We start from the raw sequence: 23906 nt of genomic DNA, 5'->3' as shown, positions 1-23906 counted from the left end.
TGCGCGGCGTTTGGAGTTCCGGGGGATTTGGTGAGATGCGATCGCAGCCTCGTTTCACTCGACAGCTGCTACAAGCTGCTACGGGGAGTTTTAGTAGCCGGTCATTTCGAGGTAGCCGGTGCCGCCGTTGAATTGCACCGGGCCTTCCCAGTATGGAATGCGCAAATCCATCCAGGCATTGGGGTTGAGCGCGGTGATGGTGATGTCGAGGTGCTTGGCGGGGATTTTGATCGACCAGCGCACCGGCATTTCGCGACCGGCGACTTTGGCGGTGTCTTGCGGTGTGAGGCTGATGTCGTCGGCGTGCAGCAATTGCGTCTGGCCTTGAGCGTCGATCCAGGTGCCGGTGAGGTAAGGCGCGCCGTCCTTTTGCCGCATGCGGTAGAGCATGACCTGTTCGCCACTGTCCAGGTGCAGCGAAAACCAGTCCCAACCCGTTTGATTGACGGTCAGGGGCTGGCTGCTCCACTCGCGGTCGAGCCAGGCCGGACCGCTGACCTGATAAGTCTTGCCATCGATTTCCAGCGCGCCACTGGCCTGGAAAAACGGTTGGCTGTAGTAATACGACGCCTGCCCTTGTTCGGATTTCTGACTGAAACCCTTGTCGCCTTGAAGCACCAGCGGACGTGTGGACGTCAGCCGCAATTGGTAGCTGAAGCCCTTGTCCCGAGCGCTGAGTTGAAGATTCGCCAAGGCATCGGTTCCCTGACTGCTGAAGTGCCAATCGTCGATCCAGGCATTGAACGGTGCGAGATTCACACCTGCCTGACCAACGCCGCCACGGGCGTAGCGTTCTGCCGCGTGATGGGCCGTTGCCGATGTCACGGCCGCGTGCCCCAGCCAAATGGTCTGATTGCCCCAACCCGGCTGCTCCGAAACAGCCTTCAACGCACTGCGGAACAACGTCCATTGCACGCCAAACTCGCGGCCCTGATCGTCCTTGAGATTGGCCGTGACGTACCACCATTCGATGCGAAAGCCGTCATGCGGCCCATGATCGGCCGGGAAGCTGAACACCCGACCGGGCACCACCGGGGTAAACGCGGAGGCCTCACCGCCGAGCCCGGCGAAGCCTTTATCGTCAGGCACCGAGTTATCGCAGCCGCTCAGAAACGCCGATAGCAACGCCAATAGCAACACAACGACCTTAATCCTCATGCGCAAACGTCCTCAACAGGTCCGCCGGTTGCGTGCGATACAGCGAATACAGCGGCCACGCCGACGCCAGCAAGGTCGCGAGCAAGGCCAGCCCCATCAACTGCAACAGCTGCAGCGGAAACAACCGCAACGGCAGCCGCCAGCCAAACGCCTGCACGTTGATCACCGTGTCCAGGCACCACGCCAACGCGATCCCCAGCGGCAACGCCAGCACCAGCGTCAGCACCGCCAGCAGCCAGGTCTGCCCCAGGTTGAGCAGCATCAATTGCCGCCGCGTCACGCCCAGCGCCCACAGCGGCGCGAGTTGCCCGAGACGGCTCTGGCTCTGGGTCAGCAGGCTGATGAACAGCGCCACACCGGCGACGGCCAGGGTCAGGCTGTTAAGCGCGGCAGTGGCGGCGAAGGTGCGTTCGAACACTTGCGTGGACCACCCCTTGAGCCGCGCCTGATCGAAGATTCGGCTGTCGTCCAGGGTGAAGCGGGCTTGAAGCGTTTTGAGGAATGGCGGAATCAACGCCGGCTCGATGCGCAGGTTGAAACGATTGGGCGTGAGCTGCGGCCACCCGCGCAGCAGATGGTTGCCGTTTACCAGAATGTGGCCCTTGGGATTGCCGTAGTCGGCGTAGATCCCGACGATCCGTGGCGACCACGGGCCGCCCGGCGTGGGGAGGGTCAAGTGATCGCCGAGTCGTACGTTCAAGCGCCGGGCCAGTTGTTCGCTGAGCATCATTGCATCGTCCTTGGCCAAGCGGTCCCAGGGGTTGTCGCCCAAGGCCTCCAGCAACGGCCAATGTTGGCGATAGGTCGGGTGATCGATCACACCGAAGACGTCCGCCGGCCAGCCCTGCAACTGGATCGACACTTGCCAGTTGGGCAGCACGGCTGTCAATGAAGGCTGCTGTTTCAGCCAGGTGTGCAGTTCTCGGGACTGGGCCGGGTTTTGCGGATTGACGTAGAGCTCGGCGGTCAGGCGTTGTTCGAGCCAGTCGCTGAAGGTTTCGCGAAAACCGGCGGTCATGCTGCCGGCGCCGATGTTCGCCGCCAGTGCCAACAGCAGCGCCATCAGCGCCAGGCTCAGCGCTGGAAGTTGCTGACGGCAGTCGGCGAGAAACCATTGGCCGAGCACCGAATGGCTGCGGCTCAACGCCAGGTTCAACACGATATTCAGCACCACCGGCAAGGCCAGTGCGGCGCCGATCAACAGCGCCGCCATCAGCACAAAACCACTGGCCAGGCTGTCGCCCCAGAACAAGGCGATGAGCGCAATGACAGCGGCCAGTGCCGCGACCCAACCCTGACGCCGTAACCAGCGCGCGTGAGCCTGATGCCAGGCTTGCGGATCGGCCAGCGCCAGCAAGGGTAAACGCGCCGCCCGCAACAAACTGCTGGCTCCGGCCAGCAGCGCGCCGAGCAAACTCAAGCCCACACCGCTGAACCACCACCATGGGCTGAGGCTCAACTGCCCCCCCACTTCGGCGCCGTACAACCCGCGCAGACTGGCGGTCACATCCGGCAGCAGCACGCTGGCCAGCAGGTAACCGCTGACGACACCGGCAATGCCGCCAATCAGCGCCAGCGCACCGAGTTCAACCACCAGACACGTAATCAGCATGCGTGCGCTGACCCCGCAAGCGCGCAGGGTTCTGAGCAATCCTCGGCGTTGTTCCAGCGCCAGCCCGATCGCGGCGTGAACGATGAACAAACCCACCACGAACGACAGGAACCCCAAGGCATCGAGGTTCAAGTGAAAGCTTTCAGTCAGTCGCGACAGATTGTTTTCTTCATCGCTGGTCTTGAGCTGCAACTGGCCTTTGTATTGATCGGGTAATGCAGCGCTGAAATCCTTGGGCAGCAGCAGACGCGACAGTTGCTCCGGCAGACCGAGAATCTGCTGGGCGAAGCCGATGTCCACCAGCAACATGCCGGGGGCCATGTCGGTTTGAACCTGCAATGGCGGCAATGCCACGCCGCTTGCGCTCAGCGGTTGTTCGCCTTCATGCAGCCCCAGCGTCTGCAAGGTCTGCGGTGAAATCCAGGTGCGGCCCGGCGGGGTGAAAAACTCGACAATCTGCTCGATCGCCAACGACCGCCCCGCCACCGCCGAACCGGCCGGCAGCGACACCGGTTCGATGCCCATCAATTGCAAACGCTGGTCTTCATGGCCCTTGAGCGTCACCCGCCCTTGCAACACGGGCGATACCGGCCAGCCCGCGCGGCGCAGGTCGACAAACACTTGCTGGGAGAAGGTCGCGCCACTGGGCGCGCTGAGGCTGGCTTGCGGTTCGCCGCCGATCAACTGACTGGCCCGGGCATAGCTTTCCCGCGCCTGGCTGTTCAGCGCTTCCACGCCGGTCAGCAGGCTGGTGGCGAGCCAGAGCCCGGTCAACACACTGAAAAATTGCACCGGGTGCTGCCACCAATGGCTGAGCAGCGCCCGGAGCGTTTCGCGAAAGACTCGCACCTCAGCGCTCGTCCGCGCCAGCCAGACGGCCGCGGTGCAGCACGACTTTTTCCGCCAGGCGTGCGGCAACGCGGTGGCTGTGAGTGACCATCAATAAGGTGGTCGGGCTGTCGTCGAGCAATTCCAGCAGCAACTTCAATACCTCATCGCTGGTGGCTTCATCCAGGCTGCCGGTGGGCTCGTCGGCCAGCAGTAATTTCGGCTGCGACGCCAAGGCGCGGCCCAACGCGACGCGCTGCTGTTGCCCGCCGGAGAGCTGCTCCGGATAACGCCGCAGCAAATCACTCAGGCCCAGTCGCCGCACCAGATGCGCCTGCCAACGCGGATCATACCGCCCCGCCAGCCGCGCCTGAAACGCCAGATTGTCCTCGACCCGCAGGCTGCCAATCAGGTTGAACTGCTGGAACACCAGGCCGATTTCGGTCCGGCGCCAGTTCGCTAGCTGCCCTTCGTTCATTTGGTCCAGTCGATGTTCGCCACTGCGGATGCTGCCCTGATCGACCTTGTCCAGCCCTGCAATCAAGTGCAGCAAGGTGCTCTTGCCGCTGCCCGACTCGCCCATCAGCGCCAGGCTGCTGCCGGGTTTCAACGTCAGGTCGACACCTTGCAGCACCGGCAATGGACCTTGCGGAGTGGCGAAGCTTTTGAAGACGCCTTGGACCTGAAGCATGGGCGAGCCTGTTTGATGAACGTGGGGCAAGGATAGCGGCCTTGCATGGTTTTTGTCCGTTGCGGATTGCTGCCCTCACTGGCCGCCGCCCTAACCTCAAGACTGGTCTAACCATAACGATAAAAAACGGAGACGCCATGCCTCGTTTCACTTTAAGCCCTCGTGGCCTGCTGGCCTGCCTGGTCACGGTTTGCCTGACGCAATCGGTGTACGCCGCCGATGTACCGGCCGATGCCAGTTCGATCACCTCAACCAACAACGCCGCCGTGCTGCAGCACCTGCCTTTCAGTGACCGCACCGATTTTGAATCGGTCAGTCGCGGTTTGATTGCGCCGTTCAAGGGTCAGGTCAAGGACGCAGCCGGCAAGGTCATCTGGGATATTGCGGCCTACGATTTCCTCGACAAGGATCAGGCGCCCTCTTCCGTCAATCCGAGCCTGTGGCGCCTGGCCCAGCTCAGTGCTCACGCCGGGTTGTTCGAAGTCAGCCCGAACATCTATCAGGTGCGCGGCCTCGATGTGGCCAACATGACCATCATCGAAGGTGACGACGGGCTGATCATCATCGACCCGCTGACCATGGCCGAAACCGCGAAGGCCGCCCTGGCGTTGTACTACCAGAACCGCCCGCAGAAGCCGGTGGTGGCGGTGATCTACAGCCACACCCACGTCGACCACTTCGGCGGCGTGCGCGGGGTGATCGACGAAGCCGACGTCAAGGCCGGCAAGGTCAAGGTGTTCGCGCCGTCCGGGTTCATGGAACACGTGATGAGCGAGAACGTCTACGCCGGCAACGCCATGAGCCGCCGCGCGCAGTATCAGTTCGGCAGCCTGTTGTCTCGGGGTGAAAAAGGCCAGGTGGATTCGGGTATGGGCAAAAGCCTGCCCACCGGCGGCACCATCACCTTGATCGAGCCGACTGACCTGATCAGCAAGGAACTCGAAACCCGTACCATCGCCGGCATCGAGGTGGAATTTCAGTTAACACCGGGCACCGAAGCGCCGTCGGAGATGAACCTCTACCTGCCGCAGTTGCGCGCCTTGTGCATGGCCGAAAACGCCACGCAAATGATGCACAACATCCTCACCCCGCGTGGTGCGCCCGTGCGCGATGCCAAGGCCTGGGCGCAATACCTGGACAGCAGCCTGGCGCGTTATGGTGACAAGAGTGATGTGTTGTTCGCCCAGCACAACTGGCCGACTTGGGGCGGTGAGCGGATTCGCACGTTCCTCGCCGATCAGCGCGATATGTACGCGTTTCTCAACGACCGCACCTTGCACCTGTTGAACCAGGGCCTGACGCCGATGGAAATCGCCGAGAACATGCAGAAACTGCCCGGCGATCTCGACCAGAAGTGGTACACCCGTGGTTACTACGGTTCGCTCAGCCACAACTCGCGGGCGGTGTATCAGCGTTACATGGGTTTCTACGACGGCAACCCGGCCAACCTCAATCCGCTGCCGCCGGTGGAGACCGCCAAGCGCACCGTCGAGGCCATGGGTGGCGGCGTGGCGGTGATCGAGAAGATGCGCGCGGCGATGGCCAAGGGTGACTATCGCTGGGCGGCGCAGTTGGGCAATCAGCTGATGTTCGCCGAACCCGACAACGTGCCGGGACACAGCGCCCAGGCGGATGCGCTGGAGCAGTTGGGTTATCAAAGCGAGAACGCGACCTGGCGCAACATGTACCTGACCGGGGCAATGGAATTGCGCAGCGGCGTGCCACAGCATGCCGGCAGCTCGGTGTCGGTGGACATGGTGCGGGCGATGACGCCGGAGATGTTTTTCGATTACCTGGCGATTCGTCTCGACAGCGATAAGGCTGTGGGGCATGACCTGACGTTGAATTGGACGTTTGAAGATCAGCACAAGGATTTCAACCTGACCTTGCGTAATGGGGTGCTGACTCACCGTACAGGGCTTAATCCGGCGGCGGATGCCAGTGTGAGTTTGAGCCAGTTGACACTGCAGCAGATCAGTCTCAAGCAGCTGGACTTTCCGACGGCGATGCAGAAAGGGTTGATCAAGTTGCAAGGGAACGGGAAGAAACTTGGGGAGTTGCTGACGAGCCTGGATAGCTTCAGTCCGCAGTTCAATATCGTGACGCCTTGAATGGGTGACGCGGGGAAACCGCGTCGCGCCCTTCGCGAGCAGGCTCGCTCCTACAGTTGATCTTCGGTGAACCTGGTATTTGTGTCCGGCTTCGATTCTTGTAGGAGTGAGCCTGCTCGCGATTGCGGTGGGTCAGCAGGCGTCAATGGTGAATGTCAGTCCGCTATCGCGAGCAGGCTCGCTCCCACAGTTGATCTGTGGTGAACCCGGTATTTTCATTCGGCTTCGATCCCTTGTGGGAGTGAGCCTGCTCGCGATGGCGGTGGGTCAGTCGGCGTCGATGGTGAATGTCAGTCCGCAATCGCGAGCAGGCTCACTCCTACAGTTTGATCTGTGGTGAGCCTGGAATTGGCATTCGGCTTCGATCCCTTGTGGGAGTGAGCCTGCTCGCGATTGCGATCTACCGGGTTACGCAGTAATTACCTGAACCACCGGCATCCGCCACATGGGCTCAATCACCTCCCGCCCCGGTCCATACAAGCGCAACACCAGGGTAAACGCCCCGCTCGCTGGGGTCGGTAACCAGTTGCTCTGCGCTGGCGGTGCCGAAGGTTGCATCACCAGCGTCAACCCGCCATCCGCGTCCGCCTGCAACTGATTGCGACTGCTCAGGCAATAACGATCAATCGAATTGGCCACCAGTTGCCGGTCCGGCAGGTCATACAGCGTCAACGACCAAAATTCGCTGACTGGCGGCAATTGCCCCGGCGCGAAGCGTAATTGGTACTGACGACCACCCTGCAGTGGCTGGCCCTGGTTGTCCTGCCGAGTGCCGGTGTAAAACGCCTCTTCCACGCTGTTGCCGTAGATGCCGACGTGCGCGGCGATGGCGCGGTTAAGGGTGTTGCCCTGCAACGCGTCACGAGTGCCAAACAAGCCGAGGGTGGTGCGAACCTGACTCACCGCCGCTTGCAGTTGCGCCTGCGCATCCTGAATTCCGGCGATCAAGGCCTGACGCGTTTCCACCGGTAGTGCCGCGACATCGAAACCCTGGCCGGGCACGATGCCGATACGCGCGAATCGTTCGCGCAACGCCGCCTCGGAGGGATGAGTCGGACACAACGTGAGGATCTGGTTCAGCGCCGTGATGAACGACGGCCCCAACCCGGTTTTGCTGTCCCACACCGGCCACGCAATCGCGGGCGCCGCGGCAGGTGCCGGGCTACCGGAGTAGTCATGCAGCGCACGCAATCGATAGTGCTGTTGCAACGCGCGCACCGCCGGCAAGTCATCAGCGTTTTTCAAACCGGTACGCCCGAGCACCATGACAATCGCGGTCTCGCTGCGCAGCACGGCCTTGATTCCGGCCGGTGTCGGCCCTTGCCAGTCAGGCCCGGCGATCAGGTAGTCCCCCGCCTCGCGCCCGGTGCTGAGCACGCCGACGTAGGCGAAATTGTGGGTGTACTGGTCAACCAATTGGTGAACGTAGTAACGATCATCGTCGACCGCCGGCACGCTCAGCACTTGTGGTTCGCTGCGCAGATCCAGCCAGGCCCAGGAGTACGGCGTGTCGTTGTTCGGCGTGACGATTTCGCGGTTTTTCGGGGTGTACAACTCGCTGTAGTGACGGAAGCGATTGAACCCGCCGACATACTCCGGCGCGGCAGGATTGAGCAGCTGTTTTTCCAAGGTCTGATAGTGCATCAGCATCGGGTAGGCGTAGATCCACGCCTCCCGAGCGATGGCCCGAGTGTCGTCCGCGTCGGCGGCCAGCAACCAGCGTGGAAACATCAGACTTCCTCCCAGCACACCCATGCCACCGAGTACGCGACGACGACTGAAGATCTGGTTCATGGCTCGACCCTCGCGATCGTCGGCATCCGATAACTGCCGTCCAGCGCTTCGGGTTTGGGCAGGTACAAGCGCAGCAACAGATTGAACGGGCCTTCAGGCGTCGGCAGCCAATTGCCCTGATGCGTTTGCGCTGGCGCGGTGGGTTGCAGAATCAGGGTCAGGCCGCCGTCAGCGTCGTAGTGCAAACCGGGGCTGCGATCGCCCAAGGCGTAACGCTGAATCGGGTTGGCGGCGAGCAATTGGGTTTTGCCGTCGTACAGGGTCAATGACCAGAAGGCATTCACCGGCGGCAACTGGCCGGCAGGAAAATGCAGGCGATAGCTTTTGCTGCCGTCCAGTGTCTGGCCCTGCGCATCGTGCAACGCCATCGGGTAGACCGCTTCCACCGGATCGTTGGCGTAGATGTAGCGCCACGCCACCGCCGCTCGGGTCAGGTCATCGTCGCCGAATTTGCCGACATTGGTCGGCGAACGGAACCAGCCCTGCTGCTCCACCGATAGCTGGCTCGAGGCGGCACGGACTTGTTCGCGGCCGGCCTCTGCGCCTTGAGCGATCGCTTCAATCAAATCCGTCGGCGGTTCGAAGGCCACGCCGGGCTTCACGCCAATGGCGGCGAAACGCTGCAGCTTCGAGCGTTCAGCGGGTGTCCATTCATGCAGCGGAGCCAAGGCATTGAAGGTGCCGAACAGTGCCTGCGCCGGCCCCTGTTTCGTGTCCTGATACGGCGGCAATTGCAGCGGGGGCAACGCTTCAGGCACCGCGCCACCGATCACCTTGGACAACGGTTGCAGCGCATAGCCCGTCAGCACGTTCGACGCGTCCTTCTGGTCGGCGTCGCCCTTGACCTCGGTGCGCCCGAGCAAGAACACCAGCCGACTCGGCGAGCGAATCATGCCGTTGAATCCCGCCGGCATGTCGCCCTGCCAGTCCGGCCCGGTGATCAGGTAACGCCCCGCCTGGTCGCCCGTGGCGCGAGTACCGATGTAATCGAGGTTGTCGGTGCGCATGTCGACCAGTTGAAAGCTGTAATAACGCGCTTCCACCGCCGGCACCTCCAGCACCACGGGCTCGCCGCGCAGGTCGAGCAAGGCCCGGGAATAGAACGTGTCGTTGTTCGGCGACACCACTTTGTTGTCCTGCGGCCCGAGCAATCGCGGTTCGCTGTAGAGCCGGTTGAACGGCAGTCTGGCAGCGATGGCGGTGAGCACTTTGTCGTGCTCGACCGTGGCGTAGGCAAAGACGTAAGCCTCTTGCGCCAGTGCCCTGGCCTGGGTTTGATCGAGGGTTGCAGCGTGGACAGAGCCCAGGCTTGCGCCCAGGGCGAGTGCGGATATCCAGTAGCGCACGGCAGATCTCCTGGTAGATACAGAACGGCAGAAAGCACCGCGAACATTGTGGGAGCGGGCTTGCCCGCGATGGCGGTGTATCAGTCAACAAAGATGCTGAATGTTATGGACTCATCGCGGGCAAGCCCGCTCCCACAGGGGATTTGTGTGGCTTTAAATTGCGGTCACTTGGCCCAGCGGCGCAAATCCGAAGGGGTGTAGTCATCCGTTTTGGCGGCGAAGCCAACACGCATCGGCTCAGTCTCTTCGTTGGCCAGGCCACCGGCGTAGTAGCGGCCGGAAATCAGGTCGTAGGAGGTTTCCAGCACGTTGTAGGTGAAGCCGTGGTCGTACTGCTGAATCGCGTGCAACTCCCCGCTGCGCCACAGTTCACCACGACTGTCGTACTGGTCCGACTGCGCGATCTGCCAGCTGTCCTCGTCCACATAGAACCGGCGCTTGGCGTAGATGTGCCGGGCGTTGGGCTTGAGCGTGGCTTCCACCACCCACACCCGGTGTTTTTCGTAACGTGCCAGGTCCTGGTTGATGTGATTGGGTTTGATCACCTCGTCATACTTGAGCCCGTGGCTGCCGATCTTGTAGCTGTTGTAGGGGATGAACAGCTCCTGTTTGCCGATCAGTTTCCAGTCGAAACGGTCCGGCGCACCGTTGTAGCCATCGATGTTGTCGGCGGTGATCAGGCCGTTGCTGTAACGGGCGCTGTTGTCATACGCAATCATCGGCGCGCGACGCACCCGACGCTGGCCCGGCAGGTATTGCCACGCCGAACGCGGCTCGGCGACCTGGTCGATCGGCTCATGCACCAGCACCGCTTCGCCGGACAGACGCGCCGGCTCCAGCACGCGGCTCTTGAACATGAACAGGATATTGGCGCCCGTTTCCAGCCCGCCCACGGTGTCGGCGAAGTTGATCAGCGACTGGTTGCGCACGTAACTGGTGGCGCCGTTTTCACGCACCAATGCCGAGCTGCTGATGCGTTCGTAACTGCCGCCGCGATAGCGGGTCATGTGGTTCCACATCACCTCTAGACCTTCGGTGGGCAGTGGGAACGGAATGCCCCGGGCGTAATCGTGCAAGCCGTTGCCGCCGTCGGCCAGGCTGGTTTTGGCGATATTGTCGCGGCTCTGCGCCAGCACATCCTTGGGCAGATTGGCGCTGCGGTGCGTCGGGTATATGTTCATCTTGTAGCTGTCGGGAAAACGCTTGAACAACGCGATCTGCCCGGGGCTGAGAAACTTCTGATACTGCGCGACGTTCTTCGAATCGATGGTGAACAACGGCTTCTCAGCGGCATACGGATCGCTGTAACCGCCCTTGCTGTCGACGGTGCCGGCATTACTGGCCAGGCCTCCGCTCCAGGCCGGAATGCTGCCGTCGGCGTTGCTCGCCATTTCCGAACCCATGGGGGTCAGGGTTTTGCCAAGGGCGGCGGAATCGGTGCCTTTGGCCTGAGCCAAGCCGACGGTGCAGGCCAAAGCCAGCACGCACATTTGCATACGCATAACGGTTCTCCTTAGAAGTCTGCCTTGAAGCTGACGGATGCGAAGTCGCGGTCGTCGAGGGTGCTGTAGTCGTTGGAACCGAAGAACGCGTTGTAGGCCAGTTCCACGCTGTAGTCGTTCATGTAAACGCCGGTCAGGCTCAGGCCCAGGGCTTGCTGACCTTCCTGGAACGGCCCTTGCGGGTCGTAGGAATAACCCGAGACGTCATGCCGCCAGTTGACCGCCGGAATCAGGTTGATCCCCGGAAGCACGTCGCTGTATTCGAGGCTTGCGCGCAGGCGATAACCCCACGACCAGTCGGTGGCGAACCCCTTGTCGGTGCAGTACTGATTGGTCACGCCAGAGGCCACGGTGTTGCAGGCCGTGCCGTTGCGCGGCGCGCTACGGCCGAACGCGGCGTTGCGTCCCAGGCGCTCGTCGCCAAGGTCGTCGATGTGCACGACACCGGCCTCACCGAACAGGCTCAAACGGGTCGCGCCCAGGATGTGGTCGAAGGCCTGGGTCGCCGAGCCGGTCATCTGCCACACGCCTTTGCGCACCCAGCCGTCGTAGCGGCTGCCGCCGTTGGTGTTAAACCCCGGTGGCAGGTCGACCCAGGAACTGCCGCCCGGCCCGGAAATCACCGCGACGTTGATGTCCGGTGCGTTGATCGCCAGTGGCATGTTCGGCCGATAGCTCAACTCACCGGCCAGGGAAATGCCGCTGTTGGGTTCGACGCCATTCAGGCTGATGCCGTACAGGCGAATGTTCTCCGGAAACGCTGCTGCGTAGCTCGGCGCCTGAATACCACCGGGAAAGGTGCCTGACAGGCTGGTGTTCCTCGCATCAAGGGTGAAATAAGGCAGCCGCGAGTGATAGTTGATGAAGTAGATCGAGGCTTCGGCATCGTTCAGCGCGTGGATCATATTGCGCAGGGCGAAGCCGAACTGGCCGTTATCGGACGGCGATTCGTTGCCTCGTGAAGTGGCGTACAAGCCAGCCGCCTGCATCTGTTGATCGGTCTGCACCTGGCTCAGATACAACGGCCCGCAACCCTTCTGGATCGCATCGCTGCTGGCGAAGAACGTGCCGCAACCGTCAAGCACGCTGGGGCGCCAGTTGTATTGGTAGAAGCCTTCGAGGTTGAGGCTGTCGGTCAGGCCAAAGCTGAACGACACCATCTCCACGGGCAACTGCCCTTCCTTGATTTCCACGCCCGGACGGTTGAACGCCGAGACGTCCAGCGGGTTGATCACGTTGATGCCGTTCTGGATCAACAGCGACTCGCCCCACGACAACACCTGGTTGCCGACCTTCACACTCAATGGATGTTCGGCGACCTGGAAGTCCTTCCAGACGTAGGCGTCGAGCATCTCGAAGCCCTTGAACTTCGACAGGTCGTCCCACCCCGAATCGTCAAAATCCTTGAACCGGCCTTTGCGGGTTTCATAGGCGTGGTCGTACCAGTATTTGAAGCGTATGAACGCGCCCTGGCCCTGGCCATCGAGACTGAAATCAGTGAGGCCCTTGAAGGTCTGCGAAATGGGATCGCCCTTCTCGAAATTCAGCCGATTATCGTCGGCGCTGACGCTGCTGCCGTTGGCGCGCACGCCTTGGGCTTGCAGGGCGTTGGCGCGGGTCATCAGGCTTTTGTCGGGGTTCTGCGTCGACCAGCTGCTGCCCACGGACAGCGTGGTTTTGGTCGACAGGCTCCAGTCTTCGTTGATGTCGAAACTGGTGGCATAAGAAGGCCCCGCAAGGACAGCAAGAATCGCCAGCGCAAGGGGTTGCGGGCGGGTGTGGCCAAGCCGATGCGGTCGCTGGAGGACTGCGGCTGTGGCCGAGCATTTTCTTATCATTATTAGGCTCCGGTCAGGATTACTCAGCCCGGACACGGTGCCCAACAATCCACCGATACACGCAAGCGATGGCCGACAAAAAATAATCATCACCGTGCATCTCGGTGTATTTGATGACCTCTTCAGCAAAACCGCCCCGTAGCAGCTGTCGAGCCCCAGCGAGGCTGCGTTCGGCGACGAAGTCGTCGTGAAATCAGGCAGCGCGGTGAGTCAGGAAGACTGCATGCGCAGGGTTTACGACGACTGCGTCGCCGAACGCAGCCTCGCTGGGGCTCGACAGCTGCTACGCAGCAAGGCGGGGTCGGCAACGGAGTCACAGCAAGGTGGTTGTCACAGCGAGAGTCGAAACTGCTTGGGGGTGATGCCGAACTGTTTGCGAAAGGCCCGGATGAAGTTGCTCGGCTGGCGGTAACCGAGGCGTTCGGCGATGCGTTCGATCGGCTGGTCACCGGCCGTCAGCCAATGCCGCGCCATGTCCAGGCTATCGCTGCGCGTGTGTTGCGCGGCCTCGGTTTTCCAGTGGCGGAGCATGCTTTGATGCAGAAAGGGATTCGCACCGAGCAAGGGTTCGTCAAGGCTCGCCGACGGCAGTTTCAGGCATGGATGCCCGCCCTCTTGCACCTCGATGCCAACGCTGCGCAACCAGTCGCCGGCCGCTTGCTGCGGTGTCAGGCTGACACCGACAAACACCTCTCCCGGCGCCCGCCCGAGGCGCCTGGCGATGTTGCGCACCAGGGTCAGCGTCGCCGCGTCCAGAGCATAAAAGTGCGGCTGCCCGTGGGCGGCGCGCAGGTGCAGTCGGGCCTGCCCATTGACCTCTTCGAGTTCGGCCACCACGTAGTTGGTCACCCGCGGCAGGAACCCGGTAAAACAGGCCAGACTGGCGCGCAATGTCGCGGCGGAATCGAGCAGGATGTTCAAACCTTGCAGGCAGGTGGTCGCCATGCCGTTGACCAGTTCGCAGCCGAACGTGGCAGCAGCGCCCGCGCGCTCGCATTCGCGCCACAGTTGTTCGACCAGGTGCGCGGGGATGTGCTGACCCTGCCCGTCCAGCAACGACACGCTGATGCCGGCGCGCTGCAGCAACTGGTCCTGGCACAGGCCGGACTGCCGGGCATGGTTGAGAATGGTTCGGGTAAACGCACTGGAAGCGAAGGATTGATCAGGCATGGCAGGCTACGGCGAGAAGACAGGGTTGTACTTATGCCAGTCGCCGTGGTATCGATCCAATGCATTAAAAGTATCCGCTGAATGCAGGAGACGCATGATGGACTTACGCCAGCTTCGCCACCTCGTGGCCCTCGCCGATTACCGCAGTTTTGGCCGCGCCGCCGAGGCGATCAACCTCAGTCAGCCGGCATTCAGCCGCAGCATCCAGACCCTGGAACGGGACCTCGATTGCGCGTTGGTGGAGCGCAGCAGTCGCGAGTTCCGCCTCACCGGTCAGGGCGAATTGGTGTTGCAACACGCCCGGCGTCTGCTGGCCGGCAGTCAGGCATTGCACAACGAACTGACCCAATACAATGGCCTGACGGGTGGCGAGTTGCATTTCGGATGCGGCCCTTATCCGGCGCAGCTGTTGGTGCCCGAGGCGCTGGCAGAATTTATCCAGGCCCATCCGGCGATCCGCACGAGTTTCCACCTTGGCGATTGGGAACAACTGGCGCTGTGGTTGCGCGAGCAGCAAATCGAATTCCTGGTGGCCGATTCGCGTTACTTCACCGGGGACCCGCAGTATCAGGTGCAACTGCTGCGACCCCGGCGCGGGAGGTTCTTCTGTCGGGTCGATCACCCGTTGGCAAACCGAGAAAACCTGACCCTGCGTGCCCTGCTCGGCTACGCCGTGGTCGGCACGCGCATCCCGCCGATGATCCGCAAGATCCTCGCCGACGTGCAGGGCGAACCGGACTTCAACCCCAGCGTCGAATGCGCACAATTCGATGCGATCCGCCGCGTGGTGATGCGCTCTGACGCCGTCGGCATCGCGACCATGGAAGCCCTGGCTGAACCGGCCGAGCAAGGACTCATTCGCCTGCTTGATTTCGTCGACGTCCCCAGCGATGACCCCGGCCTGCAACTGCATTACGGTATCGTCAGCCGCTCCGGTTACTCGCTGACACCGGCGGCGCTGGCGATGGTCGATGCGGTTCTGGCGGTTGACCAGCGATTGTTGGCGGTGAATCAGCCATGATGCCAGCCCCAGCCGAGCTGATAAATTGTGGCGAGGGGGCTTGCCCCCGTTCGGCTGCGCAGCAGTCGTGAAACCTACACGCGGTTTACTTGAATCACTGCAGTGGTTGAATTTTTGGGGCGGCTTCGCCACCCAACGGGGGCAAGCCCCCTCGCCACAAAAGCCCAATTTCCACAAATGATCGCTCGGCCATCGATCGTTGCTACGCGCGACGTGCGAGCGACTGCAACGCTCGCGGCTCACCCAACGCACGCAGCAAACAATGCATCGCCTCTTCGCGGCTACGCTCGAAGCGATAACGGGATTCGATGTACAGCGCCAGTTTCAACTCCACCGGTTCGTCCAGCGGCAGCGGTACTTGCTGCAACCCCAGCACCGTGGCGACACGGCTCGGCAGGCTCATGCCGAACGGCTGCCGATCGGCGATCAATTTCGCCGCCAATGTGCTTTGGGTATTCACCGCCACCGTTCGGCGCAGGCTTTTCAAACCGAGGTGCAAGTCCACCGGGCTGAGGCCATCGCGACGGCTGGAGACCTGAATCTGTGGCTGCTGCAGATACGCTTGCAGCGTGCGCGGTGGTTCCTTGAGCGCGGCGCCATAGGCAAACACGTAATGGTCGGCCGGCAACACCTGCTTGTGCAGACCGGCGAGGCCGGCCAGCGGTTGATCAAGGTCAATCAGGATGTCGAGTTTGCCGCTTGCCAGTTCCTGCAAAGCATCGCGACGGCGTGGCTGGAAATAGCGCACCTGCCAGTCGGCATGCGGCGCTTCGAGCAAGGCGTCGAGCAGCACCGGTTGCAGGCAGTCCAGGCAACTGATGCGCAGCAACGGGTTGTTCTGCCGCGCGGCCGGAATCATGCGCAAACCATCGCGCAACGACTCCAGGGCGGCGCGCACATAGTCGGCCAGCCGATGCGCCACCAGCGTCGGCGTCACGCCGAGACGGCTTTTGATGAACAGCGGATCGCCGCACAATTCACGCAAGCGGCGCAGCGCGTTGCTCATGGCCGGTTGCGACAGGCACATCACCTCGGCGGCGCGGGTGACGCTGCGTTGCTGGTAAATCGCGTCGAAGGCGAGCAGCAGGTTCAGGTCGAGCTGGCGTAAATCAAGCATGGTCTTGCTCCGGCAAATCGCTTAACGTCGGGCAGCCTAACCAGTGTCCCGGAACAAGCTGTGAGCCCTACATGACAAAAAGTGATCAGCCATTGCTCCATCAACCATTGCCCAATGCGTTTTATGCGCCGACCTTGCTGCCGGCCATCGAAGAACTGTTGGCCCGGGGCGTTGCCCGGGAAACCCTTGAAGGCCTGTTTCGCCGCAGCCTGTTCGAACTGCGCGCGCCGTTCATGCGCATTCCGCTGTTCCTTTCGCGGCGCTTCTGGGCGTTTGCGCTGGAGCACACCGGCGACCCGTTGATCGGTCTGGCGGCGGGCCGACGCTTCGTCTCCACCGCCACCAATGGCCTGACGTACCTGTTCGACGTCGCGGCGTCGCTGGAAAGCGCCTGCGATTATTTCGAGCGATTCTTTCCGTTCTTCAACGGGCACTTCCGGGCGCAAATCGTGCGTGACGATGACGGCGTCGAGTTGCGGCTACTGGACTGCGGCAGCCTGAAAGCCAGTGCGTCGACCACCGATTACATCGTGATCAGCCTGTGCAGCATGCTGCGTCGAAAATTCCTCGCCAGCGGGCTGGAGCGTGATCCGATTCTCGAGATCGGTATGGCGTGGCCACGTACCGCCAACCCGCAGGCGCATGAACAGGCGTTCCGCGCGCCGGTGCAGTGGGCACAGCCGCATCATTCGATCCGTCTCGATCCGCAGTTGTTTGTGACAGCCTTGACACCGGGCAACCATGAGCTGGAACACACGCTGGTAGACCTGCTGGAGCAGACTCGGCGCAACAGCGAGCCGACGTTGCTGGAGCAGGTCAGCGACCATCTGATTGCGGACCTTGCCGGTGCAAACTGGCAGCATTTTTGCGCCGACCATCACTTGCTGGAACGCACCGCTGCCCGGCGCTTGAAGGCCTTGGGCTGGAGTTTTTCCGAGCTGCAGGATGAGTATCGCCGTCGCCTGGCCGAGGATCTGTTGCAGGCAGCGGATCTGGAGTTGGTGGAGATATCGGATCGGTTGGGGTACAGCGATGTGCAGAGCTTCAACCGCGCGTGTCTGCGGTGGCTGGGGTGTGCGCCGGGGGTGTATCGGACGCGGTGGCAGCAGCCTTCAGATTTGTGCTGACCGGCGGGCCTCTTCGCGGGCAAGCCTCGCTCCTACAGGGTTTTGTGAACGCCGCAAATCCACTGTAGGAGCGAGGCTTGCCCGCGAAGGGGCCCGCCCAGACACCTCACACCTCACACCTCACCGCCCCACCACTTCAAGTCGCGGTTAGCCGGCTGCGGCCATGAAAACAGGTCAGCAAGCCGAAGCAACGGAACATGACCGTACGTCGGAAAACCGCTCATACCTGTTACTTCTGACAGTAGCCAGTCGCCGCGTTTGTACGTGTAATCAGTGCGCAACTTATTCCTCAATCAGGAGTTACGTATGACTACCGACACCACGACCACTGCCCGACTTGAAGCACCAATCGTTAAAGAAGCTGAAGGTAAATACCTTTACTTGAAGGACATTCCGGACGGCGCCCATGTGCAGGTTTGGGTAAAAGCTCCACCCTTCGCTTTGAAGGATATTGTTGAGCTCAACGTTAAGGTAGGCGCTTCCGTAATCCAGGAAACGGTTACAGTCGAAAACTTACCGCATGTCCTCGAGTTTAAAGTAGGTAAAGATAAGCTGGAGCAGCACGTCAACTCACAAGCCTTGTTTTCATATCGAGTAAACGGCACCTCCGAATCTCCCCCCCTTGAACTTGAGATTCGCTAAAGTTTTTAAGCCTTCCCCGAGATTGGCACTCAATCTCGGGGAGCGCTTTCATCACTGCCCCACCGCCACACTTGTAGCCGCCTGCCCCGGCGTCACAATGCTTTTCAGATCAATATGCTTCCACTCAGGCTTGGCCCCCAGCCGCGCATTGAACCGGTAGTTGAACGTAAAGTCGTCCGCCGTCGGCACGCTTAACGGCTTGCCATAAACTGCCTCGATCCCCGCCAGGTCATACCCCATCAACTGCAACAGCGTCGGGAAGATGTTGTAGTGGCTCGACCGATCCTTGTTCCCGGCCAGCGCCTTCTGCCAATCCAGTGTGCGCAACTGATCCCCTTGAATCACCACCAGCGGCACCAGGCCCTCCTCCTGCACCGGATCACCGCCACAGTGCAAATTCAACCCGGGGTTGCCCCGCTCATGCAGGTCTTGCCCATGGTCCGAGGTGTAAATCAGCAGTGCATTACTCATGTCCGCCTTGGCAAAAACCCGTGAGAAAAACTCCCCGACGTTCCACAGCAGCGTGTTCTTGTAGGCATTGCGGTACAGCACCCAGTCATCCGGCTGGCCATTGAAGCCATCCCGCGTGCCGGTGTCCGCTATCTCGACAAACTGCCCCCGGGGCAAGGTCGGACGATACGCCATGAACCCATCCGGGTACTTGTCGTGCACCGGGAAATGCGCGCCGACCTTGTTGATCACCACCAACTCGGGCTTACCGTCGTTGAGCAAGTCGATCAGTTTCGCCGCTGCCGCCATGTCGCGATCGCGCACGCTGGTCTGGTCGAATTGCACAAACTCGTCGATGTCCTTTTTCTCGGCCTCGTTCATCAGGTTCTGCAAGTTGCCGCCGGTGCGCTGGGCATCGATGTAAACGGTGCGCAGGCCAGCCTTCTTCGCGTACTGCCAGATCGACGGCATCGTGCTGTTGATGCGCATGTAGTCGGCGCGGGTGCCGCCGTAGCGCAGGGTGATGTTGGTGTCGGCGCTGCAATTGGCAATGGACGCGGCGTAACCGTAATTGAAGATCGCGACGCCCGGGCGCGGTTCCTTGAGGTTGCTGTGCACACCGAATGGCGCGTTGATGTCCAGGTAATTGCCGGAAATGCTTTCGTCGATGATCAGCACGATGTCGTGCCCCCGCGGTGAGTCGTTGCGTGCCAGGCTCACTGATTCGCGCGGACCAACGGTGTTGTGCAGGGCTTCATAGGTAAACAGGTTCAGATAGGCCAGCGGCGTGTACATGATCGGCAGGCCGCGGGCACCTTCGCCCGCTCGTACGAACAACACCGCACTGAGCAACAGCACCCCGAGCACCGGCGCCGCCACCAGCAACGCACCAGGTAACGGCATGCGCCGACGCGGCTTGAGCCCGATGCCAAACAGCAGCAGCAAGCCGCCAACCACCCCACTGATGATCGCGTCGCGGTACTGGTACGCCGCTTCCTGGATGAACCCGCCGGAATACACCAGCGACACGAAGCTGCTGTACGTCAGGTAGTCGGCCGTGACGCGGGTATAGACATCGAAAAACACCGCCGAGGCGAACATCGCCAGGGCGAACACATGACGGATCAGTGTCTGGCGGATGTAGGCGGTCATGAAAAGCGCCACTGTCAGCGCGATAAACATCCCGCCAAACAGCAGCACCGGGAAGCCGATGCCCATCGCGCTCAGGCGTTCCAGGTAATAGTCGTAGTTCTTAACTAAATAGAGAACTAAGAGCAGTTCTTTGAGGTATCGAATCATAGTATTTCCGATGCTCGCGGCCGTTCGTTGGCCAATAGATTGTCGGCCATTTTTTGACACTAGCACCGGGCCATCAAAGCGCAAGAAATGTCGGGTGTTTTGACAAAGCGTCAAAAAAACGTTGACTCAAATCTGACACACTCGATCGTCTACAACCCTTGTGTTTCAAGCCCTACGACCGTTTATCGTTTTCTTCGAAATGTGAATAACCCGTCAAAACCGCGGCAAATCCAGCTGCGGCAAGCACTTGATGGCAAATCGCCCCAAAAATGGGCCTGTTATAGCAACGCAACATGTCATTTTGCTGACACGTTTTCCCAGCGCTGGGCTATACCCCTTTTGACAGTCTTATTTCAGTTCTTTCAACCGTCTTACGAGGCACGCCAATATGGACGTGAGCGTATTTGGTACGGGCTACGTCGGCCTGATACAAGCAGCGGCACTGGCCGATGTCGGACATCGTGTCCTATGTGTCGACATTGATCCGAACAAGATCAAACAACTGCAACAGGCCGTGCCGCCGATCAGCGAACCGGGGTTATCCGGCACGCTGGAAGAGAACATCAAGGCCGGCCGTTTGCTGTTCACGACCCAGGCCAGCGATGCGGTCGAACACGCCGAGCTGATTTTCATCGCCGTCGGCACGCCCGCCGATGAAGACGGTTCGGCCGACCTCAGCCACGTCCTGAATGTGGCCCGCCAGATCGCCAGTTACATGGAGGCCGATCGCACACTGATCATCAAGTCCACCGTGCCGGTCGGCACCGCGGACCAGGTGGCCGCCACCGCCAACGAAGAACTGCATTGCCGTGGCAAGAGTGCCCTGAAGGTGCGGGTGGTGTCCAACCCCGAGTTTCTCAAGGAAGGCAGCGCCCTCGCCGATTGCATGCGCCCGGACCGGATCATCGTCGGCACCGATGACGACGAAGCCCGTGGCCAGCTGAGCGAGCTCTACGCGCCGTTCTGCCGCAACCGTGAAAAGCTGATGTTCATGGACAACCGCAGCGCCGAGCTGACCAAGTACGCGGCCAACGCGATGCTCGCCACGCGCATCAGTTTCATGAACGAACTGGCCAACCTCACCGAGCTGCTGGGGGCCGACATCGAAGCGGTGCGCAAAGGCATCGGTTCGGACCCGCGCATCGGTTACCACTTCATCTACCCCGGTTGCGGTTTTGGTGGCTCGTGCTTCCCCAAGGATCTGCGTGCCCTGCTGCACACCGCCGAACACAACGGCATGCCGTTGCGTCTGCTGCGCAGCGTCACTGACGTCAACGACAGTCAGCGTCACATTCTCTTCAGCAAACTGAAAGCGCAATTCCCCAACGGGCTGGCCGGCAAATCCATCGCGATCTGGGGTCTGGCGTTCAAGCCCAACACCGATGACATGCGCGAAGCACCCAGCCGTTACCTGATGGAAGCGCTGTGGGCCGAAGGCGCGAGCGTGCAGGCCTATGACCCGGAAGCCATGTCCGAATGCCGGCGCATTTACGGCTACCGCAATAACTTGCACCTGTGCGCCACCCGCGACGACACCCTGGAAGACGCCGACGCCTTGGTGATCTGCACTGAGTGGAAGAACTTCCGCGTGGTCGACTTTGACTTGCTGGCGAGCAAATTGCGTTCACGGGTGATCGTCGACGGTCGCAACCTCTACAACCCGGAACACGTGGCGGCGGCCGGTTTGCACTACAGCGGCATCGGCCTGCGGCACATCGTTCCCGAGGCGCCGCGACCATGAAGATTCTCGTCACCGGAGCGGCCGGTTTCATTGGTGCCCACTGCGTATTGCGACTGATGCGCGACGGGCACGACGTGTGCGGGCTGGACAATTTCAACGACTACTACGACCCGCAACTCAAACACGACCGCGTGGATTGGGTGCAGGAGCAGGTTGGCGATTTCCAGCTCGCGACGGTTGACCTGGCCGACGGTCCGGCCATCGAGGCACTGTTTGTCCGTGAAAAACCCGAGGTGGTGATTCACCTCGCGGCGCAGGCCGGGGTGCGTTACTCCCTGGAAAACCCTCGGGCGTACCTCGACAGCAATTTGAACGGGTTCCTCAACATCCTCGAAAGCTGCCGCAACCACCCGGTCAAGCACCTGATCTACGCCTCGTCCAGTTCGGTGTACGGCGCCAACCAGCAAACGCCTTACTCCGTGAAGGACGGCGTCAACCACCCGCTGTCGCTGTACGCCGCGACCAAGAAAGCCAACGAGCTGATGGCCCACAGCTACAGCCATCTGTTCGGGATTCCCTGCACCGGCCTGCGCTTTTTCACCGTGTACGGGCCCTGGGGCCGGCCCGACATGTCGCCGATCCAGTTCGCCCGGGCGATTGCCGAAGGTCAGCCGTTGAAGTTGTTCAACTACGGCGAGCACCAGCGCGACTTCACCTACATCGACGACATCATCGAAAGCATCACGCGCCTGATCGAACGTCCACCGCAAGCCAACGCCGAATGGGACCGTGAACAACCGGACCCGGCCAGCAGCATGGCGCCGTGGCGGATCTACAACATCGGCGGCCAGCACCCGGTGGAACTCAAGGATTACCTGGCGCTGCTGGAAAAACACCTTGGACAAAAAGCCCTCGTCGAGCTGCTGCCTCTGCAGCCGGGCGATGTGCTCAACACCTGCGCCGATGCCAGTGACCTGGCTCGGGCAACCGGATTTCAGCCTTGTATCGAGCTGGATGAAGGACTCGGGCGCTTTATCGCCTGGTTCCGCGACTACTACCCACTGCCTATCGCCCACGCGCCGCTCGCGGCTGAACTTCAGCGGAGGATTCTATGACTGGACATGAAAAAACGGTGCCCGTGCAACAGATGCGCCGGGACAAGCGCCTGGACCCGGAGCACCGAATGCGCCTCGATACTGCGATCCATATGCAGGGTCGTGGCTGGATGACCGGCCGTGATGGCGGTCGGCCGTGGACGCTGTCACGCACCAACCGCGTGGTCGCCTGCTTCGGTGCGCTGGTGATTCTGCTGCTGATCTCGCCCATCCTGCTGGGCCTGGCACTGGCGATCAAATTCAGCAGCCCGGGGCCGGTGATGTTCGTGCAGAAACGCACGGGCTACCGCGGTCGCAAGTTCGGCATGTACAAGTTTCGCACCATGGTGGCCAACGCCGAGGAGCTCAAGGAGTCCCTGCGTCACCTGAACAAGCACGGTGCAGACGCGATCGATTTCAAGATCGACAAGGATCCGCGCATCACCGGCATCGGTGGATTCCTGCGGCGAAGCAGCCTGGACGAGCTGCCGAACCTGATCAATGTGGTACTCGGCGACATGCGCCTGGTGGGCCCGCGCCCAACCTCGTTCAACGCCTACCGCTACAAGGACAATCACCTTGCACGCCTGAGCATCTACCCCGGCATGACCGGCCTGTGGCAGATCTCCGGGCGCAGCAATATCGACTTCGACCAGCGCGTTGAGTTGGACCTCAGCTATATCGCCGAGCAGAGCCTCTTGCTCGATCTGAAGATCCTGTTGAAAACCCCCTTCAAAGTATTCAGCGGCCACGGAGCGAGTTAAATGGACGGTTCATCAGCCAAAAGCCTAAGCATTGCCAACCCGAGCGAGTCCAACCTGACCTCGACCGTGCTCGATCAAGATCTGCGGATCCTATTTCTGACCGCCGCCAGTCCCGGCGCAGGTACAACCACCAGTGCCCTGGCACTGGCCAGCCAACTGGCGCAAATGAGCAGCGGCGAGGTGCTGCTGGTCGATGCCAGCCATTCGGCGACCAACCTCACCCAGCAGTTGGGGCTGACTAAAGAGCGCGGTTTTCGCGACTTGCTGTTCAACACCCAGAGCCCGCCGTTGCTGCAGGACTGCGTGGTGAACGTTTCCAGCCTGCCCTTCCACATCCTGCCTAACGGCCGGTTCGTGCGCGGCAACGAACACCTGACACCCGAACTCTTGGGCCCGTTGCTCGATCAGCTCGGCAGTCAGTATCGCTTTGTGGTGATCGACGGCGACGCGGTGTATTCCGCCGCCGACACCATGATCATCAGCACCCAGGTGGACGGCGTGATCATGGTCGTGCGCTCCGAAGACACGCGCTGGGAAGTGGCCCAGGCGGCGGTTCAGCGCCTGACCCAGGCCGGCGCGAAACTGGTCGGCAGCGTCTTCAACCGGCGCAAGTACTACATGCCGAAGTGGCTGTACAAAAACCTGTAAGCAACCAGAAAGG

The 23906-nt window shown here is 61.2% G+C and carries 18 protein-coding genes; 8 read left to right on the top strand and 10 right to left on the bottom strand.

Annotated features, from left to right (window positions below):
* Positions 1 to 90: 90 nt before the first annotated feature.
* From ACYZT6_RS09565 to ACYZT6_RS09555, 3 genes are read right to left on the bottom strand one after another with little or no spacing between them, the layout of a single operon-like run.
* On the bottom strand, positions 91 to 1158 hold the full coding sequence (locus ACYZT6_RS09565; RefSeq protein ID WP_462026664.1) for a lipocalin-like domain-containing protein: 1068 nt from the start codon (positions 1156 to 1158) through the stop codon (positions 91 to 93).
* The gene (locus ACYZT6_RS09560) at positions 1148 to 3619 is read right to left on the bottom strand and encodes an ABC transporter permease (protein WP_462026663.1); all 2472 of its coding nucleotides are present in this window, start codon (positions 3617 to 3619) and stop codon (positions 1148 to 1150) included. The genes ACYZT6_RS09565 and ACYZT6_RS09560 overlap by 11 nt, the downstream gene beginning before the upstream one ends.
* Position 3620: 1 nt before the next feature.
* A complete protein-coding gene (locus ACYZT6_RS09555) occupies positions 3621 to 4289 on the bottom strand; it encodes an ABC transporter ATP-binding protein (RefSeq protein ID WP_462026662.1) in 669 nt (222 codons plus the stop codon).
* 137 nt (positions 4290 to 4426) lie between these two features.
* On the opposite strand from ACYZT6_RS09555, the gene ACYZT6_RS09550 reads away from it, so the two are divergent.
* A complete protein-coding gene (locus ACYZT6_RS09550; protein WP_462026661.1) occupies positions 4427 to 6400 on the top strand; it encodes an alkyl/aryl-sulfatase in 1974 nt (657 codons plus the stop codon).
* Between the two features lie 408 nt (positions 6401 to 6808).
* On the opposite strand, the gene ACYZT6_RS09545 is transcribed toward ACYZT6_RS09550, so the two are convergent.
* The 5 genes from ACYZT6_RS09545 to ACYZT6_RS09525 form a co-directional block, all read right to left on the bottom strand.
* The gene (locus ACYZT6_RS09545; protein WP_462026660.1) at positions 6809 to 8194 is read right to left on the bottom strand and encodes a DUF1254 domain-containing protein; all 1386 of its coding nucleotides are present in this window, start codon (positions 8192 to 8194) and stop codon (positions 6809 to 6811) included.
* Complete coding sequence (locus ACYZT6_RS09540; RefSeq protein WP_462026659.1) at positions 8191 to 9540, bottom strand: DUF1254 domain-containing protein; 1350 nt, start codon at positions 9538 to 9540, stop codon at positions 8191 to 8193. The genes ACYZT6_RS09545 and ACYZT6_RS09540 overlap by 4 nt, the downstream gene beginning before the upstream one ends.
* A 164-nt stretch (positions 9541 to 9704) precedes the next feature.
* Entirely contained in the window at positions 9705 to 11042 is a 1338-nt protein-coding gene (locus ACYZT6_RS09535) for a DUF1329 domain-containing protein (RefSeq protein WP_462026658.1), read from the bottom strand.
* Between the two features lie 11 nt (positions 11043 to 11053).
* Complete coding sequence (locus ACYZT6_RS09530) at positions 11054 to 12880, bottom strand: DUF1302 domain-containing protein (protein ID WP_462026657.1); 1827 nt, start codon at positions 12878 to 12880, stop codon at positions 11054 to 11056.
* A gap of 330 nt (positions 12881 to 13210) precedes the next feature.
* Entirely contained in the window at positions 13211 to 14050 is an 840-nt protein-coding gene (locus ACYZT6_RS09525) for an AraC family transcriptional regulator (RefSeq protein WP_462026656.1), read from the bottom strand.
* A 94-nt stretch (positions 14051 to 14144) separates the two neighbouring features.
* Here ACYZT6_RS09525 and ACYZT6_RS09520 point away from each other — a divergent pair, with 94 nt between their 5' ends.
* Positions 14145 to 15071, top strand: a complete 927-nt coding sequence (locus ACYZT6_RS09520; RefSeq protein ID WP_462026655.1) for a LysR family transcriptional regulator — start codon at positions 14145 to 14147, stop codon at positions 15069 to 15071.
* A gap of 202 nt (positions 15072 to 15273) precedes the next feature.
* Here the strand turns inward: ACYZT6_RS09520 and ACYZT6_RS09515 are convergent, their stop codons facing one another.
* Entirely contained in the window at positions 15274 to 16188 is a 915-nt protein-coding gene (locus tag ACYZT6_RS09515; RefSeq protein ID WP_462026654.1) for a LysR family transcriptional regulator, read from the bottom strand.
* A 71-nt stretch (positions 16189 to 16259) separates the two neighbouring features.
* Between ACYZT6_RS09515 and ACYZT6_RS09510 the strand changes: the two genes are divergently transcribed.
* Together ACYZT6_RS09510 and ACYZT6_RS09505 are read left to right on the top strand one after the other, a co-directional pair.
* Positions 16260 to 17315 (top strand): AraC family transcriptional regulator ligand-binding domain-containing protein, encoded by a 1056-nt coding sequence (locus tag ACYZT6_RS09510; RefSeq protein WP_462026653.1) that lies wholly within the window; start codon positions 16260 to 16262, stop codon positions 17313 to 17315.
* A gap of 306 nt (positions 17316 to 17621) precedes the next feature.
* On the top strand, positions 17622 to 17957 hold the full coding sequence (locus tag ACYZT6_RS09505; protein ID WP_462026652.1) for a hypothetical protein: 336 nt from the start codon (positions 17622 to 17624) through the stop codon (positions 17955 to 17957).
* A gap of 51 nt (positions 17958 to 18008) precedes the next feature.
* Here the strand turns inward: ACYZT6_RS09505 and ACYZT6_RS09500 are convergent, their stop codons facing one another.
* Positions 18009 to 19706, bottom strand: coding sequence for a sulfatase-like hydrolase/transferase (locus tag ACYZT6_RS09500; protein ID WP_462026651.1), 1698 nt, complete (start codon positions 19704 to 19706; stop codon positions 18009 to 18011).
* A 388-nt stretch (positions 19707 to 20094) separates the two neighbouring features.
* On the opposite strand from ACYZT6_RS09500, the gene ACYZT6_RS09495 reads away from it, so the two are divergent.
* From ACYZT6_RS09495 to ACYZT6_RS09480, 4 genes are read left to right on the top strand one after another with little or no spacing between them, the layout of a single operon-like run.
* Positions 20095 to 21447, top strand: a complete 1353-nt coding sequence (locus ACYZT6_RS09495) for a UDP-glucose dehydrogenase family protein (RefSeq protein WP_462026650.1) — start codon at positions 20095 to 20097, stop codon at positions 21445 to 21447.
* Positions 21444 to 22502, top strand: coding sequence for an NAD-dependent epimerase (locus ACYZT6_RS09490; protein ID WP_462026649.1), 1059 nt, complete (start codon positions 21444 to 21446; stop codon positions 22500 to 22502). Before ACYZT6_RS09495 ends, ACYZT6_RS09490 begins: the two co-directional genes overlap by 4 nt.
* Positions 22499 to 23245 (top strand): sugar transferase, encoded by a 747-nt coding sequence (locus ACYZT6_RS09485; protein ID WP_462026648.1) that lies wholly within the window; start codon positions 22499 to 22501, stop codon positions 23243 to 23245. The genes ACYZT6_RS09490 and ACYZT6_RS09485 overlap by 4 nt, the downstream gene beginning before the upstream one ends.
* Entirely contained in the window at positions 23246 to 23893 is a 648-nt protein-coding gene (locus ACYZT6_RS09480) for a CpsD/CapB family tyrosine-protein kinase (protein ID WP_462026647.1), read from the top strand. It begins immediately after the preceding gene.
* The last annotated feature ends 13 nt before the right edge of the window (positions 23894 to 23906 follow it).

Source organism: Pseudomonas sp. RT6P73 (assembly GCF_054897715.1).
The sequence above is the reverse complement of the archived record's forward strand: the minus strand, read 5'-3'. Positions and strand labels throughout refer to the sequence as shown.